Genomic DNA, 22,026 nt, shown 5'->3' on the forward strand with positions numbered 1-22,026 from the left:
GTAAGAATAGTACTCACGAATGAGACGATTCGAAGTCGCGCAATTTTACTCTAATTTTAATTAAAAGCAACCTTATTGTGCGCCTGGAGCAGTTTAGTTAGCGCTATTTATACTATAAACAATCATTATGCTGTAATTACGTCGTTCAGATACAAATTAGCGAGCATAAGCTGAAATAAAAAAGCCCCGCTACTATTAAGATAAATAGTGGCGGGGCTGAAGGTAAAAATGACTATATAAAGAAGAAATTTAAGCGGGGTTAACCAAACGGTCCTTTACCACCGCCCATTCCTCCCATACCGCCGCCCATTCCTGGTGGCATCATTCCTTTCATTTTACCCATCATTTTTTTCATGCCGCCTTTACCCGACATTTTTTTCATCATTTTTTGCATTTGAGTGAACTGTTTCAGTAGTTTATTCACATCTTGGATCTGCGAACCAGAACCCATAGCAATACGGCGTTTACGTGAGCCTTTGATAATTTCTGGACGTTGACGTTCCGCAGGCGTCATCGAATTAATAATCGCTTCCATACGGCTCGTTAATTTATCATCCATTTGGTCTTTAACAGCGTCAGGTACCTGGTTCATTCCTGGTAATTTATCCATCATGCCCATCATGCCACCCATGCTTTTCATTTGCACAAGTTGATCACGGAAATCTTCTAAATCAAAGCCTTTACCTTTCTGAACTTTTTTTGCCAGTTTTTCAGCTTTATCTTTATCAACGTTACGTTCTACTTCTTCGATAAGTGATAAAACATCACCCATACCTAAAATACGTGACGCAATACGCTCTGGATGAAAAGGTTCAAGCGCATCAATTTTTTCACCCATACCGATAAACTTAATCGGTTTACCGGTAATGTGACGTATAGACAGTGCAGCACCACCACGGGCATCACCATCTGCTTTCGTTAAGATGATACCAGTTAATGGTAAGCTTTCATTGAAGGCGGCTGCCGTATTTGCTGCATCTTGACCAGTCATAGCATCAACAACGAACAATGTTTCAATCGGGTTGATCGCGACGTGGAGATCTTGAATCTCTTTCATCATGTCAGTATCGACATGTAAACGACCCGCGGTATCGACAATCACAACATCAATAAATGACTTACGTGCGTGTTCGATTGCTGCATTGGCAATATCAACCGGATTTTGCTCGATATTACTTGGGAAGAATTCAACATCAACTTCACCAGCTAATGTTTCTAGCTGTTTGATTGCCGCTGGACGATAAACGTCAGCACTAACAACCAATACAGATTTCTTTTCTCGTTGTTTTAAAAACAGCGCTAATTTGGCGACAGAGGTAGTTTTACCCGCACCTTGTAAACCAGCCATCATTAATACTGCAGGCGGTTGTGCTGCAAGATTTAATGTTTCGTTGGCTTCACCCATTGCCGACTCAAGTTCCGCTTGCACTATCTTGATGAAAGCTTGACCTGGATTCAGACTCTTAGAAACGTCTTGGCCTAGGGCTTTTTCTTTTACGTTTTTAATAAATTCGCGTACGACTGGTAAAGCTACATCCGCTTCGAGTAACGCCATGCGCACTTCACGTAGTGTCTCTTTGACATTATCTTCAGTCAAACGACCACGGCCGCTGACGTTTTTCAGCGTTGCCGATAAGCGATCGGTTAAATTCTCAAACATGACGTTATCCGTTATAAATTAGATTAAATGCAATAATTACTGATGATTATAACCTTATTTGAGGGCAAAAATCACACACTCAAGGTGTTGCTAGGTATTGTTTTATAAAAAAATAATATTTTCCTTTCCAAATAATGCATTTGAATATGGCTCTATAGATACAGCAAGCGTATACTGGGCTTCATAACTACCTATAAATCAACATTAAAGTGAGCCCTATGGAACTGTTTGCTCTCGGCGCTATTATTCTCTATATAGCTGCAACTTATTATTGCATTAAAGCCTTAACGGTTAAGCAGCAGCCGAGTATACGTACTATCTTCATCTTAGGTGCGGGAGCGACACTTTGCCATCTATTCTGGATGGGCTTTGATATTGTAACCACAGCAGGCATTAATTTAAGCATTATTAATGTCGCAGCACTGATTAGTCTACTAATTTCAATGACAATGACGTTGTCGATCAATAAATTTAAAATATTACCTTTATTACCCATCGTCTATGGTTTTTCGATCGTGGTAATCGCCATCAGCTATCTATTACCGACTATCTACATTTCCAATCTAAGTCATAACACGCCACTCGTTGTACATATTGTGGTGATATTATTAGCCTATGCAGCGTTTATCGTGGCGAGCTTACTCGCGCTACAAATGGCTTATCTAGACTATCAACTTAAAAACAAGCGCCCTATTGCGATGCACCCCGCACTACCATCATTAATGACAATAGAAAAACAACTGATAAGATTGCTCAGCGTTGGCTTAGCATTATTGTCAATTGCGATACTTACCAGCTTTATCTTTTTTGAAGATGCATTTACCCATACACAAATGCATAAAACCGTCTTGTCTATCTTAGCTTGGTTGTTCTATTCAGTATTACTCTGGGGCCACTTCAAGCAAGGCTGGCGTAGCAATAAAATTGCATTTGGCACCTTGTTTGGCTCTATACTTCTGTCATTAGCTTATTTTGGCTCTCGCTTTGTAAAAGAGATCATCCTTAATTAATACCGTCAAACTAATAACAATCACACATTAATCAATATACGCACACTCGCATAATCAAAGGATAACACTTGGACGACATATCAACGGGGACCTTGTTTGGTCTCCTGACTATTTTAATTCTTATATCTGCTTATTTCTCTAGCTCAGAAACCGGCATGATGTCTCTCAATCGTTACAGGCTTAAGCACCTGGTTAAAAATAACCATACGGGTGCGAAACGTGTAGAAAAACTCCTCAACAGACCGGATCGTTTGATTGGTCTTATTCTCATTGGTAACAACTTGGTCAACATCTTGGCCTCTTCAATCGCAACGATCATTGGCATGCGTTTATTCGCAGAAAATGAAGCTCTTGGTTTAGCTCTTTCTACCGGTCTATTAACGATTGTTATCCTTATTTTTGCTGAAGTAACACCAAAAACGTTAGCCGCGCTGCACCCTGAAAAAGTCGCATTCCCAAGTTCATTTATATTACGTCCATTACTCACGCTATTTTACCCACTAGTATGGCTCGTCAATATCATTTCCAATGGCCTACTTCGCCTATTCCGTGTCAATGTTGATCATGATGATAATGGCGCACTAAGCTCAGAAGAATTACGTACTGTAGTGCATGAAGCAGGTGCAATGATCCCACAACGTCACCAAGACATGCTGATCAGTATTCTCGATCTAGAAAAAGTCACCGTTGATGACATCATGGTGCCACGTAACGAGATCATCGCTATCGATATTAACGATGAATGGGAAATCTTGTTACGTCAATTACGCAATATCTCTCACACCAAGGTATTATTATACCGTGACACAATCGACGACGCGGTTGGCTTTGTGCATACCCGTGATGCATTACGTTTATTACTAAAAGAACAATTCGATAAAACTACACTATTACGTGCGGTAAAAGAGCTGTACTTCATTCCTGAGTCGACTCCCCTTAACGTGCAACTGTTAAAGTTCCAACGTAAGAAAGAGCGTATCGGCTTAATCGTGGACGAATACGGCGATATTCAAGGCCTAGTAACACTTGAAGACATATTAGAAGAAATTGTCGGTGACTTTACGACGACAATGGCCCCCTCGGCGAGCGAAGAAATTATAGCGCAACCAGACGGCAGTTATATCATTGACGGTACAGCCAACGTTCGTGACATTAATAAAGAGATGAACTGGCACTTCCCAACTGACGGTCCAAAAACCTTGAATGGTTTGATTTTAGAATATCTGGAAGAGATCCCAGAGCCGAATATCAGCCTAAAAATTGCGGACCATCCGCTCGAAGTACTCGAAATAGAAAACAACGTTATCCAACGTGTGCGCGTACAACCAGCCGAAAAAGAGAACCCTCAACTCGTATTTTAAGGCCAGCGGTCACTGGACAATCACTAAATCGTAGATAATAAAAAAGCACCTAAATTAGGTGCTTTTTTCATTAAGTTTTAAATTAATAAAAGTTAATGTTTATTTGTTTGCGTTTTTAACTGCGTCTTTCAGTGCTTTACCAGCAACGAATGCAGGAATTGTAGCAGCAGAAATTTGAATTTCTTCACCCGTTTGTGGGTTACGGCCAGTACGTGCAGAACGTTCGCTTACTTTAAAAGTACCGAAACCAATTAGCTGTACAGCTTCTTTTTCTTTAAGGCTATCAGTGATCGCACTTAGGATCTCTTCTAGTGCTGCTTTAGCTTGTACTTTAGTTAGATCTGCTTTCGCTGCAACTGCATCGATTAATTGAGTTTTGTTCATAAGAATGTCCTTTCCACTATTCAATAACGTTAAACTGTTAAACACTCTATTCAAAAATAGCGTTGACCGCAAAGGATTTATCGCCTTATTTCAGTCAATTGCTGAGAGAATAGTCAACAAATGAGGTCGCGCTCACACTAATCCCGCTCTATGTACAAAAAAACATCATAAAAAAGCCATTATAATTATTGTCACAGCATGCCAGGACAGCCCTGAATACCAGTGCTGACGGCTGTTTAATACTATTTCAAGTAATTAATCTAAGGTAATACCAATGTTAGAAATGCCATCATTTTTGGCACGTTGACGTATTGCTTTTATACTGTCAGGTGATTTCTGTACGGTTAATAGGTCTAAAATTGCTTGTTGAAATTCAAACTCTTCCTTCATGAGTTCATCCGCAAACATTTCGTCTTCATCAAGTTCTTCGCCTGCTAATGCTTCCAAATAACTTGCAACTGTACCGATAGAGACACGTGAAGCATTAACCGCTTCATTCACATCTGGATCTGGCCCAACTAAGCTATTAAATGCACTGTTCAATATCACGCAAGCATCAAGCGCCGGATAAACACCATAAACATCAAATTTATCGACATTTGGAATGATTGGTTCAAATCTGTCTAATTGAATAGCGAAGTTAATCTTACTGTTCTTAACTGTTAGCGACTCCCAAAACAAATCCAGTGATGAACGAAACTGGGGCGCATCTCCTGTTTCACAGGCTTCAGAAAATAATTTATAGTTAGGATAGCTACGTTCAGCAAGTGCCGTAATAAAGCTCACTTTCTGCCAAGGTAATAATTTCAATAATTGCTGTTCATAGTTTGTTTCTAGCACAGAAATAACCTCTTAATTTATTGTTTTCATTCTTTCAATAATAGTTAAACATTCTCAATTTAATACGCCATTTACCTAAAGCCATTAACTTAAGCTATTTATTTAAAGGTCGCAGTGAGAATGCCCACTCGAGTTCGATTATCATCTATATCGACAAAAGGACAATAAAGTATGAAATCATCACCTCATACTTTGCTACTTCAACTCGGTCCAATACATGCCAGGATACAATGTTCGGATTAAAAAATTTAGTATCTCGCGATGAGTTCAGCTATTTATACTCGCTATATTAAAGAGATACAAGACTGACCAAACCAATACAACGAAATCGACGTTAATTCAAACGAAAAGATCAAGATCACAAATTCCATCCCATAAACTGGTACTTAACATCAAACTTAAGTTCAGCTCATCAAATGCTAATATTTATTCATCAAGTAATAAATATTACTTAAGGTTTATTCTCGAAAAACGCTGTTGATTAACGGATTAATCGACACATGATAAAATCAGGGATTGATATGAAACGTATAGTTATTATTTCAGCACTTACGTGCGCGATTGCACCAACCACTTTTGCTGCTCAGTTGTATTTTGATGCTCGTAACGATGCTATGGGCGGTGCTGGTGTTGCATCTTCCGATTTCGTCACGGCAGCGTTCGTTAACCCTGCACTGTTAGGCCAAGGTAAAACAGATTACATTGGTGTTATCTTGCCCGCTATTCCTTATAGCGCGGATGGCAATGCACGTTATGCCCCCACCTCTTTTGGTGTGCAAACAGAAACTTCAGATGCATTTCTAGGTGCGCTAGACAATGTCAAAACAGCCCAAGATGATTATGACAATAATACCACCCCCTTGACTGCTGCCGCTTATGCGAATGCCCTAGGTGAATTTGATGGTCAACGTATGGGGGTTGATGCAGGCACGAGTTTTGCGATCGCATTACCAAGCAAAGCGTTATCGGTGGCTTTTTTCGGTAACTCTTATATGACCAGCATCGCGACGGCAAAAGTAAGTCAAAGTGATATTGATTTGGCCAATAATCAAAATCTCGATGATCTTGATAGTAAAGTAAACCTCGCCGGAGTGTCCGTCTCCGACCTTGGCTTGGCACTCTCTATGAATTGGGAAGCAGATATCGCGACAGTCTCTATTGGCGTGTCACCAAAATACCAACGTATCGATACCTACAGCTACGATATTTCGCTCAATGATGACGGCTTACGTGAGTTTGAAGATGGCTTCCTTGATGGTTTAGACAAGCAAAGTCACTTTAACCTTGATGCCGGTGTGGCGATTGATTTTTATGATACTTTCCGAGTCGCGGTCAGTGGTCGTAATATGCTAAATAAAAACCTCGAAATCGAAACAACGGCATACAAAGGGATCAACCAAGCCGATGAGAAAATGCTGTTCACACTCGCGCCATTAGTGACTGCAGGTTTTGCACTGCATCATAACTACACAACACTAACGGCTGAAATGGACTTAAACGATGCCATTGGTTTTGAGAGTAACAGTGAGTCTCGTTATGCACGCGCTGGTATTGAAGCAAACTTATTTGATTTCTTACAATTACGTGCCGGCGTGCGTCATGACTTAAATGATTTCCGCGACGATTTATATACTTTAGGCTTTGGGATTTCACCAATGGATTTAATCCATATCGATCTTGCTGCAACAATCAGTAAAAACGGTGCTTACAGTGTCTACCAAGACGGTGAATTTAACGATGGCGGTCTGAATACAACAAATAATACTGGAGACGATGCTACCTATGGTATCGACGGTTTTGTGTTACAAATTTCAGCTAAATTTTAATTGCTAACTGCTAGTTATTTACATATCTAGAAGGCACCTTGTTAAGGTGTTTTTTAGATTTAGAACCCTAGTTATCAAATCTTAGCTTTCAAGTCATAGCCATCACAACTGGTTTTTTTATGATTAAACCGTAAAATAGTGGCAACTCCTTTTTCTTTAATAGATCGAATGAATATTTACATACTGCACCGATACCTTGGTTATGCCTTAATATTACCCGTCGTTTTATGGGCCCTTACTGGCGCTTTTTTTTTAGTTAAACCTGGCTATAAAAATGCCTATGAACAATTGCAAATAATCAGTTACCCACTTGATTCAACATTACCGCTGTCACCACAAGTGGAATGGCAGACAATTGCAATTACCCGCAGTATTTTAGGCTCTCACTATCGGATTAAAATAGCCAATAAATGGCAGCACATTAATCCTTTAGATAACAATATTCAGCCAGAGCCTAGCTCACAAAACATCATCAATTTATTACAAGATGCGATAAAACATAACCCAGAACGCTATGGCTCAGTATTAAACTATCAAGCTGGAGTAGCATGGACGGATACGAAGGTAAAGTTGATGTTTGATTGGTCGCAACTCACTCTACGCCAACAAGGCGCGGATAGCCGATTCTTCAACACTATGTATGATATTCATTACCTACGTTGGACAGGTAATAAGGTATTTGATCAGTGGTTTGGCTATATTGGCTTGGGGTTATTAGTGTTAATGGCATTAACAGGCGTAGTTATGGTTAGAAAATCGATACAGAAAGGCTAGCATATCGCATACTAGCCTTTTTCATCAATCATTCACACTCGCTATTAACGGTAAAAGTAAAAGCTAACTATTACCGTTATAGTGCAGTGTCATTGACATCAAAATTAAAATTCGTTTTCAGCTTCAGTCGTCGCTACTACGGCAACTTCTTCATCTTTATTACCCAGTAAGTTAGCACGGATCAAGCCATCAATCTCGGCCGCTATAGCAGGGTTGTCAATTAGAAATTGTGTCGATTTAGCTTTACCTTGACCAATTTTTTCGCCTTTGTATGAATACCAAGCGCCGGCTTTTTCAATTAGCTTTTCTTTAACACCTAGGTCAATTAATTCACCGTTACGGTTAAAACCTTTACCGTATAGGATCTGGAATTCAGCTTGTCTAAATGGTGCGGCAATTTTGTTTTTAACCACTTTAACACGTGTTTCATTACCCGTGATCTCGTCGCCATCTTTCACTGAACCAATACGACGGATATCTAAACGTACTGACGCGTAGAATTTAAGCGCGTTACCACCAGTCGTTGTTTCAGGTGAACCAAACATTACACCAATCTTCATACGGATTTGGTTAATGAAGATACACATAGTGTTGGTTTGTTTTAGGTTACCCGTTAGTTTACGCATTGCTTGCGATAACATACGTGCTTGCAGACCCATGTGGCTATCGCCCATGTCGCCTTCAATTTCTGCTTTTGGTGTTAGTGCTGCAACCGAATCGACTACGATAATATCAACAGCGCCAGAGCGTGCTAACATGTCGCAAATCTCTAATGCTTGCTCACCCGTATCAGGCTGAGATACTAGCAATTCATTAATGTTAACACCTAGCTTACCTGCATAGATTGGATCTAGTGCATGCTCAGCATCAATGAACGCACAGATTTTACCTTCGCGTTGCGCTGATGCAATAACTTCTAATGTTAATGTCGTTTTACCGCTTGATTCAGGACCGTAGATCTCAACGATACGTCCCATCGGTAAACCACCAGCACCCAATGCGATATCAAGAGAAAGTGAACCAGTAGAAACAGTTTCTACGTCCATGGTACGGTTATCACCTAGCTTCATGATTGAACCTTTACCAAATTGTTTTTCAATTTGTCCAAGTGCAGCAGCTAAGGCTTTTTCTTTATTCGCGTCCATTTTATTCCCCTGAGGCTTAATCGAGTATTTAATTTTATAGCCTAAGTATACTGTTCGTTCATACAGTATCAAGCAATAAAATAATATTTTTGTAAAAATAATTCCTAGCGCATATTTATCTATAAGAAAATACAGTCGCCACCATGCTTTAGCATTGTTATTATAGCTGCAATTATTTTTTCAGAACCGAGCCGCTATGCAACCTGACTTTCTTGCACCTAAAGACTTACCTAATCACACGCCTATGATGCAGCAATTTTTTAAGTTAAAAGCTGAGCAACCCGATATCTTATTATTTTATCGTATGGGTGACTTTTACGAGTTATTTTATGATGATGCTAAAAAGGCCTCGCAGCTTTTAGGGATCTCTTTAACCAAGCGTGGCAAGTCAAATGGTAACCCTATTCCAATGGCGGGTATTCCTTATCATTCATTGGAAGGCTACCTAGCAAAGCTAGTACGTAGTGGCGAATCGGTTGCTATCTGTGAGCAAATTGGTGATCCAGCCACCTCCAAAGGGCCAGTTGAACGTAAAGTCGTCCGTATTGTGACTCCGGGAACCGTCAGTGATGAAGCCTTGTTAACCGAGCGAAATGACAATCTACTCGCCGCATTATTTCATGACGGCAGTACGTTTGGTTATGCCACCCTAGATATGGGCAGTGGTCGCTTCCTGATTAACCAATTCAACTCTGAAGAAACCCTACTTGCAGAACTACAGCGTACAGAACCTGCTGAGTTATTGTATTGTGAATCGTTTGAATCAGTTCAACATATTAAACACCTGAAGGGTCTGCGTCGTCGCCCTGAATGGGAGTTTGATTTACAAACAAGCCGCAACGTTTTATGCCAACAGTTTGGCACCAAAGATCTGGTCGGCTTTGGTGTTGAAAGTTCATCTGTCGCATTATGTGCTGCTGGCTGCTTAATGCAGTATGTCAAAGAAACCCAGCGCACCGCATTACCCCATATCCGCGCTATTAAGCTTGAACAAACCGAGCAGATGGTCATCATGGATGCAGCGACACGCCGTAATTTAGAACTGACTCAAAACTTATCTGGTGGCGCTGATAATACCTTAGCAGAAATACTTGATCATACCTCAACCCCGATGGGTAGCCGCCTATTAAAACGCTGGTTACATCAGCCCGTCCGCGATAGTTTGGTATTAGAGCAGCGTCAATCGAGCATTCAATCGTTATTGGATGTTGGAGCATTAAACAGCATCCAACCCGTGTTACGTACTATTGGTGATATCGAGCGTATCATTGCGCGTTTATCACTACGCTCTGCGCGCCCACGCGATTTGGTGCGCTTACGTAATGCATTCCAGCAATTGCCTGAACTGCAAACTCTGCTTGCGGAGCACAGTGCCGATCACTTAAGTTCACTGCAGCAACTGGCGGGCGAATTCAGTGAACTGGAAACGTTATTAAGCTTTGCGGTTATCGACAACCCTCCGGTATTAATTCGAGATGGTGGCGTGATTGCCCCGGGTTACAATAAAGAACTCGATGAATGGCGTGAACTAAGCCAAGGCGCGACGGATTACTTGCACGCGTTAGAAGAGCGAGAAAAACAGCAAACTGGAATTCCAACCTTAAAAGTGGGTTATAACCGCGTGCACGGCTACTTTATCGAAGTCAGTCGTCTGCAATCAGATCAAGTACCAGTACATTATATCCGCCGTCAAACGCTGAAAAATACTGAACGCTATATTATTCCTGAACTGAAAGAGCACGAAGACAAAGTGCTGAGCAGCCAAGGCAAATCACTGGCGCTAGAAAAACAGCTATACGAACAATTATTAGATAAGTTATTACCGTACATTCCAGCATTACAAGACAGTGCCGCGGCATTGTCTGAACTCGATGTACTGTGTAATTTCGCCGAACGTGCAGAAACCTTAAACTACTGTCGTCCAACGATTAGTGTGAAACCCGGTATCGATATTACCAATGGTCGCCATCCTGTGGTTGAACAAGTGATGACAGAACCGTTTATTGCCAATCCAGTAAAGCTCAATCCAGAACGTCGCATGTTAATCATTACCGGTCCAAACATGGGTGGTAAATCGACATACATGCGTCAAACAGCGCTTATTACATTAATGGCGCACATCGGTAGCTTTGTACCTGCAGAGCAAGTGACAACGTCATTAATCGATCGTATTTTTACCCGTATTGGTGCATCCGATGATTTAGCATCCGGCCGTTCAACCTTCATGGTAGAAATGACGGAAACCGCGAACATCTTACACAATGCGACGGCGAACAGCTTAGTATTGATGGATGAAATAGGCCGTGGTACCAGTACTTATGATGGCTTATCACTTGCTTGGGCTTGTGCTGAATACCTCACAAATAAGATCCAAGCCTACACGTTATTTGCTACTCATTATTTTGAATTAACGACGTTAACAGAACAACACCCGAGCCTCGTCAATGTGCATTTAGATGCGGTTGAACACGGTGACTCGATTGTGTTTATGCATGCCGTACAAGATGGTGCCGCAGATCGCAGTTATGGCTTACAAGTCGCAGCACTCGCAGGCGTGCCAAAAACCGTTATCCATGCCGCTAAAGTGAAATTACATGAGTTAGAGCTCAATGCACAGCATCCCGTCGCAGCTGGTGAACGCCCACAGATTGAAGTGCAACCAGCAGCGCACCCGGTTATTGATGACTTGAGTGCATTAAACGTTGATAACTTAACGCCGCGTGAAGCATTAGAAATGTTATATCGTTTAAAAGAGCAACTTTAATTAAATACATTTAACGACTTGTACTTGATGTAAAAAGCTCACGGTAAATTAAGAAACCCAGATTATCGAGATCATACAAAATGGTGTCTTGGTGATTTGGGCTTTCTGTTACATAGCTAACCACCCTTTCTAACGCCTGACGCTGAGTCGAATAAACGCCTGCTATCACCCTATATTTAATCAGTTTACCTGCTTTCGATACGCCCATGCTGTCAATGTGTGCCACGGCAATATACTCGGGCACAGATGCTAATTGATAAGCTTGTTTTAACCACAGACTTAATTGCTCAAGATCTCGACCCAACACTCTAAATTTACTGTTCACCTGACCATTTTCCAATCCGAGTTGATATGCTTGCGTATAACTAAAACAATCTTGGTCGGTAACGATATGGTGCATGGCATGGCTCATCTGCCAAGATACCTCGGCAAAACCATTTTTCTTTAGTCGCGTTGACAACTCAGGTGTATCAATTTTCCGCTCGCCAAAAGCCATTTTAAAAGCCCCATAAAAAACCGCCTCTTTTTCCACCTTAGATCCAGATAAACCATGTATTACAGTAGGCAGTAAAATGAACTTAGCATCATCTGCAATCACAGGAATGTCATTGTTAATAAATAACCGCGGGGTCGAACAAGACGAGACGAATAACACACAAGAACAAATAAATAATAATCGCCATAAAAAACGAGTCAATAACATAACCTTCCTTAAACAATCCATGTTTGCAGAGGGTTACTAAGATACTAGAGATGTATGAATAGTATGACTGATTTTAATAAAATAAGAATAAAGACTGATTTAAGTGCTAATCATTAAGACTAGTCAGTCTCTTAATGAGTGACTAATCAATAATGAGCAATCATTTAATCTCAAGCCACGTTCGCTTAAATAGTGAACAAGGCTTCAACCGACAAACCTTGCAAGGCTAGTACTTCACGTAATCGGCGCAGTGCCTCTACCTGGATCTGCCGTACACGTTCACGCGTTAAACCTATTTCGCGACCGACATCTTCAAGTGTTGATGCATCATAACCGAGCAAGCCAAAACGCCTCGCCAGCACCTCTCGTTGTTTCGGATTCAACTCTTCAAGCCAGCGCACAATACTAAATTTAATATCATCATTTTGGGTGCAACTTTCGGGGCCATCGCCTTTTTCGTCAGATATTATATCTAATAATGCTTTTTCAGAATCACCGCCAATGGGGGTATCCACCGAACTTATTCGTTCATTCAAACGCAGCATTTTACTGACATCAGCAACTGGTTTATCTAATTTATCAGCGATGTCTTCGGCGGTAGGTTCATGATCTAACTCATGCGCTAATTCACGTGCGGCGCGCAGGTAAACGTTAAGTTCTTTGACGACATGAATAGGTAAGCGAATAGTGCGGGTTTGGTTCATAATGGCGCGTTCAATCGTCTGCCTGATCCACCATGTGGCATAAGTCGAGAAACGAAAACCACGCTCTGGATCAAATTTTTCGACAGCTCGAATAAGCCCGAGATTACCTTCTTCGATCAAATCGAGCAGAGCCAGGCCACGGTTATTATAACGTCGGGCAATTTTAACCACTAAGCGTAAATTACTCTCGATCATACGCTTGCGTGAACTCGCATCACCACGTAATGCACGCCGCGCATAAAAAACTTCTTCTTCTGCGGTTAACAATGGCGAAAAACCAATTTCCCCAAGATAGAGCTGCGTAGCATCTAAGCTTTTGGCATCATTAGGAACGAGGTGTTCGTCTTCAAATATATCCATCCCTGGCTGTGCTTTTTTAGCGTTATCAGATACTTCATTATCTGCAACGTTTAACTTATTTGCGTCAGTTATCTTGCCCATTACGAATTGCCTCCTGACTGAGTAAATAGCTTATTAAGACTAGTCTAATAAACCTGTTTCAGTCGAGCTAACGCTTAGGCAAGTAACGCATTGGGTTTACCGGTTTACCACGAAAACGGATCTCAAAATACAATTCCGCACCTGAGTTGGGGCCTGTATTACCCATGGTTGCGATCTTCTGACCCGCTTTAACCCATTGTTGCTCTTTCACTAATAGCTTTTGATTGTAGGCATATGCGCTAAGGTAATCATCGTTATGTTTAATGATAATTAAGTTTCCGTAACCACGTAAACCATTACCAGAATAAACTACTCGGCCATTTTCAGAAGCGATTACATTACGCCCTAAGGTACCACCAATATTAACGCCTTGCTGCCCTGATTTACTCGTTGAATAAGTACTAATTAACTTACCTGACGTCGGCCATCCCCATTTCAATTGATTATTACTTACCACGGCTTTTGGCTTCGTGACAGGAGTCACTTTCACTGGTGGTTTAGGCTTCACGACAGGCTTGGATTTTACTGGTGCTTTCGCGACAATCGTTTTGGTCGTTGCCGGTTTCGCCAATGGTGTTGATGGCGTTTTAACACTGGTTTTGGCGCTATTTTTATGATTACTCGGCGCTTTAACAACTTTCACCGAGACCGGTTTTTTATACACTGGTGCGGGGATTTTACCCTGTAGTTTTAATACTTGGCCTGGGTAAATTTCATAAGAGTTAGGGATCTGGTTTAACGCTGCTAAAAATTTAAAATCTTGATTACTTCGCCATGCGATCGCATACAGGGTATCGCCTTTCTTAACACGATAACTAGATCCATAAATACGCGATTTAAGCTCGGCTTTATAACCCTGAACACTCGTTACGGGTGCAGGGCTATGATTGGCAGTAGCGCAACCAACTAACTGCGCAAGCAGAAAATACAGCGCGATATGATGCCATTTAATACTCACGCTAAATCACCTTGCACTAAAGGCACAAAGCGTACATTTTCAACATTTTGACTACTGTAGCTGTCCCCATTACGGGTGATAACTTGTAGTACTTGAGATTCGACACCTAAAGGTAGAATAAGCTGACCACCATCGGCTAATTGCGTCAATAATGCTTGCGGTACTTCCGCAGGTGCAGCCGTCACGATAATCGCATCAAAGGGAGATTTACTTTGCCAACCTTGCCAACCATCGCCATATTTCATCATCACATTATGCAGATCAAGATTCTTTAAGCGTCTTTTTGCTTGCCACTGTAGAGCTTGGATCCGCTCTACCGAGTAAACACGTGGAAACACTTGCGCGAGAATAGCCGTTTGATAACCCGAACCCGTGCCAATTTCGAGCACCCGTTGTGGCTTACTTTGCATTAACAGTTCAGTCATTCTCGCGACAATATAAGGCTGGGAGATCGTCTGCCCGGCACCAATAGGTAAGGCTTGATTACCCCATGCCTGCAATGCAAATGCCTCTTCGACAAAATAGTCTCGTGGCGTATCCTGTATTGCAGCCAATACACTCGGTGTACTAATTCCTTGTTGTTCAAGCAACGATTTTATACGCTGCCCTGCTACTCCTGTATTACCCAGTTGGATCATACGTCTCCTGGTTTAACTTCTTGGTCAAAATGACGAACAACGAACTTCTCTTCTATCAATTCACGCACGACACTTGTTGCAAAACAACCTGATGGCAAATAGAAGCTCACCGTTAAGCTATTCCCAGCAAGTTCATAGCTAAAGTTTTGTGGGCGTAATATTAACGCTTTACGTTCTTGGCGCAAACCAGCAGCAACAAGACCGTCAAGCAATTCTGGATATTGCGTGATAACGGCCTCTTCAAATGCTAACGCGTCAGTCATTGCGCTGCTATTACCCTTACCTACTAACGGCGCTGATAATTGCAGCGCACCTTGGGCAACACGCTCAATAATATCGTCAGTTAAGCTTTCTTCAGCAAAAAAAGAGTTCGATCCTTGTAAAATCAAGCAATCACCTGGCATTGGCGTTTGCCATTTTTCTTGACTAATACGCTGGCTAACAACCTGATTGAATATCAAACTACGAGCTGCAGAAATATAAAAACTACGCTTGTTACGGTCTCTAATTTTCTTGCCGGCAAACATCTCTCTGGCTTCGGTAATATTACTGCCATTACGGCCAAAACGCTGCTCACCAAAGTAATTTGGCACACCGACTGTTTTGATTTTTTCTAGACGTTCCGCTAGGCCATCAGTGCAGCTCAAATCGGTAATTTTCAAAGTAAATTGATTACCTTTAAGTGCACCGGTACGCAGTTTTTTGTTATGACGAACGATTTTTAATACTGTAATTTGGTCTGTTTCAACACTCGAAAAATCTGGTGTTTCTTTACCTGGCATATGAATACCAAACCATTGTTCAGTGATCGCATGGCGATCTTTCAGACCTGCATAGCTAACATGCTTATCTGCTACACCAGCGGCTTTCGCTAATGCACGTGCTACATATTGGGTGTTCTCACCCTCTTTACGGATTGAGATAAAGATGTGCTCACCTTCACCCGTTAATTCAAAGCCAAGGTCTTCAATAACCACAAAATCGGCAGCTTCCTGCTTAATAAAACCTGTGATAGTAGGTTTGCCGTATAAATACTCAAATTCAGGAAGCATTTTGTTCTCCACATTAGGGTTAGTTTGCATTAATTTAATTTCGCTTATCTATTCTTTACAGTTTTTACTATTAATGACTTACGTATTCTTCATTAACAATACGACCGCTTCACATGCCACGCCTTCTTTACGCCCTGTAAAACCCAGTTTCTCTGTCGTGGTCGCTTTTACATTTACCGTACCTATGTCCGTTTCAAGATCTGTGCTTAACACTGCGCGCATCGCTTGAATATGGGGTGCTATCTTAGGTGCTTGCGCAATAATGGTGACATCTAGATTACCAATGCGATAACCCAGTTCTTTCACTTTACTAAATACATCGCGTAATAAAATACGGCTGTCGATATTCTCAAATTCAGCAGACGTATCAGGGAAGTGATGGCCAATATCACCCAGCGCTAATGCACCGAGTAAGGCATCGCAGATCGCATGCAGCGCAACGTCACCATCAGAGTGCGCTAGAAATCCTTGCTCATACGGGATAGCGACACCGTTAATCATTACCGGGCCTGTATTACCAAATTTATGTACGTCAAAACCATGACCAATTCTAAACATTATTTATCTTCCCCATTACATTCATGATTGTTCTTTTGCGTTAGCTGCTGTAAAAAAAGCTGCGCTAGCGGCATATCTTCAGGACGGGTTATTTTAATATTATCTGCGCGGCCAACCACCATTTTGGGGGTTAACCCCAATAATTCAATTGCTGAAGCTTCATCAGTAATATCGGCATTGCCAGCAAGACCAGTGGTAAGAGCATCGGTCAACAATTTAACCGGAAACATCTGCGGCGTTAACGCATGCCATAAAAGCTCTCGCTCCACAGTGGCAATGATATGACCTTGGGCGTCAGTACGCTTCATCGTATCGCGCACTTGGCTACCAAGAATAGCACCATGCTCAGAATCGAGTGCAGCAATAATTAAATTATCGATATCAACGTGAGTAAGACAAGGTCGTGCGGCATCATGCACTAGCACCCACTGATATGAGTGACAGGCCTGCAATCCCGCTAATACCGAATCAGCGCGTTCTTTACCACCATCAACCCGTATTATTGCAGGGTCGTTAGCGATGTCTAAATCGGTAAACCAGCCATCTTCAGACCCTAACGCAACCACAACTTTGCTAATGCGCGGGTGGCTTAATAACGCCACTAATGTGTGCTCGATTACGGTTTTATTATGCAGCGGTAAATATTGCTTGGGAATATTCGCCCCCATACGTGCGCCGACACCCGCGGCTGGGACAACCGCAATAAATTGTTCAGTCATCTCTGTCGCCTAATTTTTGTCATCATCATTGATAATACGGTAGAAGGTTTCACCTTTCTTGATCATACCTAACTCATTACGCGTGCGTTCTTCAATCGCATCGTTACCATTGCGTAAATCTAATATTTCATTTTTGAGTGCGGTATTACGTTCGAGCAAAACTTGGTTGTTGTTATACTGAATATCGACTTCACGTTCGATTCGTTTGTAGTCCATCAAGCCATTATTTCCGGCAACAAAATGATAGAGCAATAAACTGAGAATTAAGATTAATACAAAATAAAGCAGGCGCATGACAATCATCCCGTAAATGAATCAGTTATTGTCACATATTATGGAAAGATTGGTTAGCGTATAAATAAAAAAAACCCGCTATAAAGCGGGTTTTTTAATCTATTCAGAATTAAGTGTTAAGCGAATTAAGCTTGACCCTTAACCTCTTTAAGACCCTTGTATGGTGCTTTTGAACCTAATGCTTCTTCGATACGTAGCAGTTGGTTGTACTTAGCTACACGATCAGAACGGCTCAATGAACCCGTTTTGATTTGGCCTGCAGCAGTACCAACCGCTAGGTCAGCAATTGTTGAATCTTCAGTTTCACCGCTGCGGTGAGAGATAACAACTGTGAAACCAGCGTCTTTAGCCATTTTGATTGCAGCTAAAGTTTCAGTTAAAGAACCGATTTGGTTGAACTTGATTAAGATTGAGTTAGCAATACCGTTGTCGATACCACGTTTCAAAATCTTCGTGTTTGTTACGAATAGATCGTCACCAACTAATTGGATTTTATCACCCATTAGTTTAGTTTGGTGTGCGAAACCATCCCAATCAGACTCGTCAAGACCATCTTCGATAGAAACGATTGGATATTTATTCGTAAGATCTTGTAAGAAGAAGTTAAATTCTTCAGAAGTGAATTTCTTGCCTTCACCTTTAAGATCGTAGATGTTTGCTTCTTTATCAAAGAACTCAGATGCAGCACAATCCATCGCTAGCGTGATGTCTTTACCTAGTTCATAACCAGCGTTTGCAACAGCAACTTTAATTGCAGCAAGTGCAGCTTCGTTTGACGCTAGGTTAGGTGCGAAACCACCTTCATCACCAACAGCTGTTGAGTGACCGTCAGCTTTAAGTACTTTAGCAAGGCTATGGAATACTTCAGCACCCATACGTAGACCTTCACGGAAGTTTGCAGCGCCAACAGGTTGAATCATGAATTCTTGGATATCTACAGAGTTATCCGCATGTTCGCCACCGTTGATGATGTTCATCATTGGAAGCGGCATAGAGTAAACACCAGAAGTACCGTTTAGATCAGCAATGTGAGCATAAAGAGGTACTTTCTTAGAGATTGCAGCCGCTTTAGCTGCAGCTAAAGAAACAGCTAAGATCGCGTTTGCGCCAAATACAGCTTTGTTTTCAGTGCCATCTAGGTCGATCATGATTTGATCAAGTTCAGCTTGTGCTAGTGCATCTTTACCAGCTAGCGCGTCACCGATTGGACCATTGATTGCTGCAACAGCTTTAAGTACGCCTTTACCTAAGTAACGCGCTTTATCGCCATCACGTAATTCAAGTGCTTCACGTGAACCGGTTGATGCGCCAGATGGCGCAGCAGCCATACCGATAGAGCCATCTGCAAGATGAACTTCAGCTTCTACAGTAGGGTTACCACGTGAATCCATGATTTCACGACCTAGAACTTTAACGATCTTAGACATTTTGATTTCCTTAACTATTAAAAATTTAAGTATACCGCGTTACCACGGCACTAATATTAAAATCTCTGATTAGCTAGTTGATGATTTTTTATTTTCACCAGCAGCATTAATGAATCCTTCAAATAATGCGTGACCATCTCGTGGTGTTGAAGTGAATTCCGGGTGGAATTGCGCAGCAACAAACCAAGGATGATTCGGATTCTCAACAATCTCTACCAATTTCTTATCCGCAGATAAACCTGTTACTTTTAGGCCTGCTTTTTCGATTTGAGGAAGCAGATTGTTGTTAACTTCATAACGGTGACGATGACGTTCTTTAATCGTCGCACTACCGTACATTTCTCTTACTTTACTACCCGCTTTAAGATGACATAGCTGTGCACCCAAACGCATAGTACCACCCAGATCTGATTTACCAGTACGCTCTTCAACGTTGCCTGATTCGTCAATCCACTCTGTAATTAAACCAACTACAGGGAATTTTGTTTCTGGGTTAAATTCTGTTGAATGCGCGCCTTCTAGACCAGCAACATTACGTGCGAATTCGATTAACGCTACTTGCATACCTAAACAGATACCAAAGTAAGGAACGTTGTTTTCACGTGCAAATTTCGCTGCAAGAATCTTACCTTCAACGCCACGTTCACCGAAACCACCTGGTACCAAGATACCGTCAACAGTTTTAAGTATGTCAGTGCCTTTCGCTTCAAGATCTTGTGAATCAATATATTTGATTTTTACGCTGAAACGATTTTTCAAACCACCGTGTTTAAGTGCTTCATTTACTGATTTGTAAGCATCAGGTAGTTCGATGTATTTACCAACCATACCGATAACAAGTTCATCAGTTGGGTTAGCTTCTTCAAAAATAACCTGTTCCCACTCAGCTAGATCGGCTTCTGGTGCAGTTAAACCGAAACGGTTAACAATCAGCTCGTCTAAACCTTGCGATTTTAATAACGCAGGAATTTTGTAAATACTGTCGACATCACGCAGTGAAATAACGGCTTTTTCTTCTACGTTACAGAATAACGAGATCTTAGCGCGTTCGTTCGCTGGTACATTTCGATCGCTGCGACAAATTAGAATGTCAGGCTGAATACCAATTGAACGTAACTCTTTTACTGAGTGTTGCGTTGGTTTTGTTTTAACTTCACCAGCAGCACCTAAGAAAGGTACTAATGTTAAATGCATAAACATTGTGTTATCACGACCTAGCTGCACGCCCATTTGGCGTAATGCTTCTAGGAAAGGTTGTGATTCGATATCACCTACCGTACCACCCACTTCTACTACTGCAACATCAAAGCCTTCACTACCCGCGATTACGCGTTCTTTGATCTCGTTTGTAATATGTGGAATAACCTGGATCGTTGCACCTAAGTAATCACCACGGCGCTCTTTAGCAAGCACAGATGAATATACTCTACCAGTTGTAAAGTTATTACGTTTAGTCATGTGAGTACGAATAAAACGCTCATAGTGACCTAAATCTAGATCTGTCTCAGCGCCGTCGTCCGTTACGAATACTTCACCATGTTGAATCGGGCTCATCGTGCCCGGATCAATGTTAATGTAAGGGTCTAGTTTCATCATTGTGACTTTTAAGCCACGTGCTTCTAAAATAGCTGCCAATGATGCTGCCGCAATACCTTTACCTAATGAGGATACTACCCCACCAGTAACAAAAACGTACTTAGTTGTCATACATAACCTGAAGTTGTTAGGGATTAAATAAGTATTATTGAATATATACCAGAAGGGACGACATTATAAACAAATCGCCCTCATCCCACAATGTTGACAAGTATACCATTGTCGTTTTTCCATAACTGTGCGGTAGATCATATGTTGTAATTTTATTTCACCTTTTGCCATAATGACCCCATTTCGCTTATAGAACAATCACTTAGTGACTTGCCATTCTGTAATGCAAGTACTTCTACCTGTCTAAATCTTTTTTCAAACTTTTCATTTGCCTTCCTGAGTGCTTGCTCAGGGTCTTGCTTTAAGTGGCGTGTAACATTCACCACAGAGAACAACAGATCGCCTAATTCCTCTTCCAGTTTATCCGTATCAATGATCGCAGCATCCGCTTCTTCAACAACCTCATCAACCTCTTCATAAACCTTTGATAATGCTTGCTTATAATGTTCGAAATCAAACTTAACATCGGCAGCTCTTTGCTGTATTTTCGCGGCTCTGACTAAGGCAGGTAAAGCATGTGGAATATTGTCTAATGCACTGAGGTTGGTGGTTTTATCATGGCTTACTAAACGCTCTTTGGATTTTTGTTTTTGCCATGCAGCTACTATTTCAGATTCAGACTGTAGTTTTATTTCACCAAAAATATGCGGGTGACGTTGTATTAATTTCGCAGCGAGCTGTTGAATAACATCATCAAAGCTAAATAAGGCTTGTTCCTGACCAAGCTTAGCGTAATAAAGCACATGATAGAGTAGATCCCCCAACTCTCCCTCGAGACCTTTAAAATCATAATTTTCTATACTATCAATAACTTCATAGGCTTCCTCTAGTGTAAGCTTGGTGATAGAGGCAAAGTTTTGCTGTAAGTGCCAAGGGCAGCCTGTATCTGGGTTACGTAATTGTTCAACCATTTTACGTAAATCATTGATCGTGTACTTTTCTTTCAAGATAACTCCTATTAATTCAATTTTCAGTTAAAGAATGAAGATTTAGATTCATGACGTGATGCTAAGCCATAAATCTGCCTTAAACCAAAAATAAGTGATTTATCAAAGAGTATA

Annotated in this window: 20 protein-coding genes; 5 read left to right on the forward strand and 15 right to left on the reverse strand. The window is 41.3% G+C overall.

What is annotated here, in order from left to right:
* Positions 1-259: 259 nt before the first annotated feature.
* Positions 260-1,660, reverse strand: coding sequence for a signal recognition particle protein (ffh, locus tag FR932_RS15415; protein WP_019442330.1), 1,401 nt, complete (start codon positions 1,658-1,660; stop codon positions 260-262).
* 218 nt (positions 1,661-1,878) lie between these two features.
* On the opposite strand from ffh, the gene FR932_RS15420 reads away from it, so the two are divergent.
* On the forward strand, positions 1,879-2,670 hold the full coding sequence (locus FR932_RS15420) for a cytochrome C assembly family protein (protein WP_019442331.1): 792 nt from the start codon (positions 1,879-1,881) through the stop codon (positions 2,668-2,670).
* Between the two features lie 68 nt (positions 2,671-2,738).
* Positions 2,739-4,031, forward strand: coding sequence for an HlyC/CorC family transporter (locus FR932_RS15425; protein ID WP_019628944.1), 1,293 nt, complete (start codon positions 2,739-2,741; stop codon positions 4,029-4,031).
* A 99-nt stretch (positions 4,032-4,130) separates the two neighbouring features.
* Here the strand turns inward: FR932_RS15425 and FR932_RS15430 are convergent, their stop codons facing one another.
* Both FR932_RS15430 and FR932_RS15435 read right to left on the reverse strand, forming a co-directional pair.
* On the reverse strand, positions 4,131-4,415 hold the full coding sequence (locus FR932_RS15430; RefSeq protein ID WP_017221893.1) for an HU family DNA-binding protein: 285 nt from the start codon (positions 4,413-4,415) through the stop codon (positions 4,131-4,133).
* Positions 4,416-4,670: 255 nt separating this feature from the next.
* Positions 4,671-5,255, reverse strand: coding sequence for a YjaG family protein (locus FR932_RS15435; protein WP_019442333.1), 585 nt, complete (start codon positions 5,253-5,255; stop codon positions 4,671-4,673).
* Between the two features lie 521 nt (positions 5,256-5,776).
* On the opposite strand from FR932_RS15435, the gene traF reads away from it, so the two are divergent.
* Positions 5,777-7,081, forward strand: a complete 1,305-nt coding sequence (gene traF, locus FR932_RS15440; RefSeq protein ID WP_019442334.1) for a conjugal transfer protein TraF — start codon at positions 5,777-5,779, stop codon at positions 7,079-7,081.
* Positions 7,082-7,249: 168 nt separating this feature from the next.
* Positions 7,250-7,855, forward strand: coding sequence for a PepSY domain-containing protein (locus FR932_RS15445; RefSeq protein WP_019442335.1), 606 nt, complete (start codon positions 7,250-7,252; stop codon positions 7,853-7,855).
* Positions 7,856-7,959: 104 nt separating this feature from the next.
* Here FR932_RS15445 and recA read toward each other — a convergent pair whose 3' ends face one another.
* Positions 7,960-9,000 (reverse strand): recombinase RecA, encoded by a 1,041-nt coding sequence (gene recA / locus FR932_RS15450; RefSeq protein WP_019442336.1) that lies wholly within the window; start codon positions 8,998-9,000, stop codon positions 7,960-7,962.
* Between the two features lie 196 nt (positions 9,001-9,196).
* Here recA and mutS point away from each other — a divergent pair, with 196 nt between their 5' ends.
* Positions 9,197-11,764 carry a DNA mismatch repair protein MutS gene (mutS, locus tag FR932_RS15455; protein ID WP_019442337.1) on the forward strand — a complete coding sequence of 856 codons (2,568 nt, stop codon included), beginning with the start codon at positions 9,197-9,199 and terminating at the stop codon, positions 11,762-11,764.
* 10 nt (positions 11,765-11,774) lie between these two features.
* Here the strand turns inward: mutS and FR932_RS15460 are convergent, their stop codons facing one another.
* From FR932_RS15460 to mazG, 11 genes are all read right to left on the reverse strand, one after another.
* Positions 11,775-12,467 (reverse strand): hypothetical protein, encoded by a 693-nt coding sequence (locus FR932_RS15460; RefSeq protein ID WP_019442338.1) that lies wholly within the window; start codon positions 12,465-12,467, stop codon positions 11,775-11,777.
* Between the two features lie 185 nt (positions 12,468-12,652).
* Positions 12,653-13,612, reverse strand: coding sequence for an RNA polymerase sigma factor RpoS (rpoS, locus tag FR932_RS15465; protein WP_019442339.1), 960 nt, complete (start codon positions 13,610-13,612; stop codon positions 12,653-12,655).
* 67 nt (positions 13,613-13,679) lie between these two features.
* On the reverse strand, positions 13,680-14,570 hold the full coding sequence (locus FR932_RS15470) for a peptidoglycan DD-metalloendopeptidase family protein (protein WP_019442340.1): 891 nt from the start codon (positions 14,568-14,570) through the stop codon (positions 13,680-13,682).
* Positions 14,567-15,208, reverse strand: coding sequence for a protein-L-isoaspartate(D-aspartate) O-methyltransferase (locus FR932_RS15475; RefSeq protein ID WP_019442341.1), 642 nt, complete (start codon positions 15,206-15,208; stop codon positions 14,567-14,569). The genes FR932_RS15470 and FR932_RS15475 overlap by 4 nt, the downstream gene beginning before the upstream one ends.
* Entirely contained in the window at positions 15,205-16,260 is a 1,056-nt protein-coding gene (truD, locus tag FR932_RS15480) for a tRNA pseudouridine(13) synthase TruD (RefSeq protein ID WP_019442342.1), read from the reverse strand. The genes FR932_RS15475 and truD overlap by 4 nt, the downstream gene beginning before the upstream one ends.
* A gap of 78 nt (positions 16,261-16,338) precedes the next feature.
* Positions 16,339-16,818 (reverse strand): 2-C-methyl-D-erythritol 2,4-cyclodiphosphate synthase, encoded by a 480-nt coding sequence (gene ispF / locus FR932_RS15485; protein ID WP_019442343.1) that lies wholly within the window; start codon positions 16,816-16,818, stop codon positions 16,339-16,341.
* Complete coding sequence (gene ispD / locus FR932_RS15490; protein ID WP_019442344.1) at positions 16,818-17,537, reverse strand: 2-C-methyl-D-erythritol 4-phosphate cytidylyltransferase; 720 nt, start codon at positions 17,535-17,537, stop codon at positions 16,818-16,820. The genes ispF and ispD overlap by 1 nt, the downstream gene beginning before the upstream one ends.
* 9 nt (positions 17,538-17,546) lie before the next feature.
* On the reverse strand, positions 17,547-17,831 hold the full coding sequence (gene ftsB / locus FR932_RS15495) for a cell division protein FtsB (RefSeq protein ID WP_019442345.1): 285 nt from the start codon (positions 17,829-17,831) through the stop codon (positions 17,547-17,549).
* A 125-nt stretch (positions 17,832-17,956) separates the two neighbouring features.
* Entirely contained in the window at positions 17,957-19,258 is a 1,302-nt protein-coding gene (gene eno, locus FR932_RS15500; protein ID WP_019442346.1) for a phosphopyruvate hydratase, read from the reverse strand.
* 69 nt (positions 19,259-19,327) lie between these two features.
* Positions 19,328-20,965 carry a CTP synthase gene (locus FR932_RS15505; RefSeq protein ID WP_019442347.1) on the reverse strand — a complete coding sequence of 546 codons (1,638 nt, stop codon included), beginning with the start codon at positions 20,963-20,965 and terminating at the stop codon, positions 19,328-19,330.
* Between the two features lie 152 nt (positions 20,966-21,117).
* Positions 21,118-21,912 carry a nucleoside triphosphate pyrophosphohydrolase gene (gene mazG, locus FR932_RS15510; protein ID WP_019442348.1) on the reverse strand — a complete coding sequence of 265 codons (795 nt, stop codon included), beginning with the start codon at positions 21,910-21,912 and terminating at the stop codon, positions 21,118-21,120.
* Positions 21,913-22,026 lie beyond the last annotated feature (114 nt).

Origin of the sequence: Moritella marina ATCC 15381, assembly GCF_008931805.1 — a bacterium.
GTDB lineage: Bacteria > Pseudomonadota > Gammaproteobacteria > Enterobacterales > Moritellaceae > Moritella > Moritella marina.

What these genes read in the sequence shown, in the direction of transcription:
- eno (WP_019442346.1), bottom strand. Translation starts at nt 19,258, where the DNA reads ATGTCTAAGATCGTTAAAGTTCTAGGTCGTGAAATCATGGATTCACGT.
- truD (WP_019442342.1), bottom strand. Translation starts at nt 16,260, where the DNA reads ATGCTTCCTGAATTTGAGTATTTATACGGCAAACCTACTATCACAGGT.
- mutS (WP_019442337.1), top strand. Translation starts at nt 9,197, where the DNA reads ATGCAACCTGACTTTCTTGCACCTAAAGACTTACCTAATCACACGCCT.
- ffh (WP_019442330.1), bottom strand. Translation starts at nt 1,660, where the DNA reads ATGTTTGAGAATTTAACCGATCGCTTATCGGCAACGCTGAAAAACGTC.
- FR932_RS15475 (WP_019442341.1), bottom strand. Translation starts at nt 15,208, where the DNA reads ATGATCCAACTGGGTAATACAGGAGTAGCAGGGCAGCGTATAAAATCG.
- ftsB (WP_019442345.1), bottom strand. Translation starts at nt 17,831, where the DNA reads ATGCGCCTGCTTTATTTTGTATTAATCTTAATTCTCAGTTTATTGCTC.
- FR932_RS15505 (WP_019442347.1), bottom strand. Translation starts at nt 20,965, where the DNA reads ATGACAACTAAGTACGTTTTTGTTACTGGTGGGGTAGTATCCTCATTA.
- ispF (WP_019442343.1), bottom strand. Translation starts at nt 16,818, where the DNA reads ATGTTTAGAATTGGTCATGGTTTTGACGTACATAAATTTGGTAATACA.
- FR932_RS15460 (WP_019442338.1), bottom strand. Translation starts at nt 12,467, where the DNA reads ATGTTATTGACTCGTTTTTTATGGCGATTATTATTTATTTGTTCTTGT.
- FR932_RS15420 (WP_019442331.1), top strand. Translation starts at nt 1,879, where the DNA reads ATGGAACTGTTTGCTCTCGGCGCTATTATTCTCTATATAGCTGCAACT.
- recA (WP_019442336.1), bottom strand. Translation starts at nt 9,000, where the DNA reads ATGGACGCGAATAAAGAAAAAGCCTTAGCTGCTGCACTTGGACAAATT.
- traF (WP_019442334.1), top strand. Translation starts at nt 5,777, where the DNA reads ATGAAACGTATAGTTATTATTTCAGCACTTACGTGCGCGATTGCACCA.
- FR932_RS15445 (WP_019442335.1), top strand. Translation starts at nt 7,250, where the DNA reads ATGAATATTTACATACTGCACCGATACCTTGGTTATGCCTTAATATTA.
- rpoS (WP_019442339.1), bottom strand. Translation starts at nt 13,612, where the DNA reads ATGGGCAAGATAACTGACGCAAATAAGTTAAACGTTGCAGATAATGAA.
- FR932_RS15430 (WP_017221893.1), bottom strand. Translation starts at nt 4,415, where the DNA reads ATGAACAAAACTCAATTAATCGATGCAGTTGCAGCGAAAGCAGATCTA.
- ispD (WP_019442344.1), bottom strand. Translation starts at nt 17,537, where the DNA reads ATGACTGAACAATTTATTGCGGTTGTCCCAGCCGCGGGTGTCGGCGCA.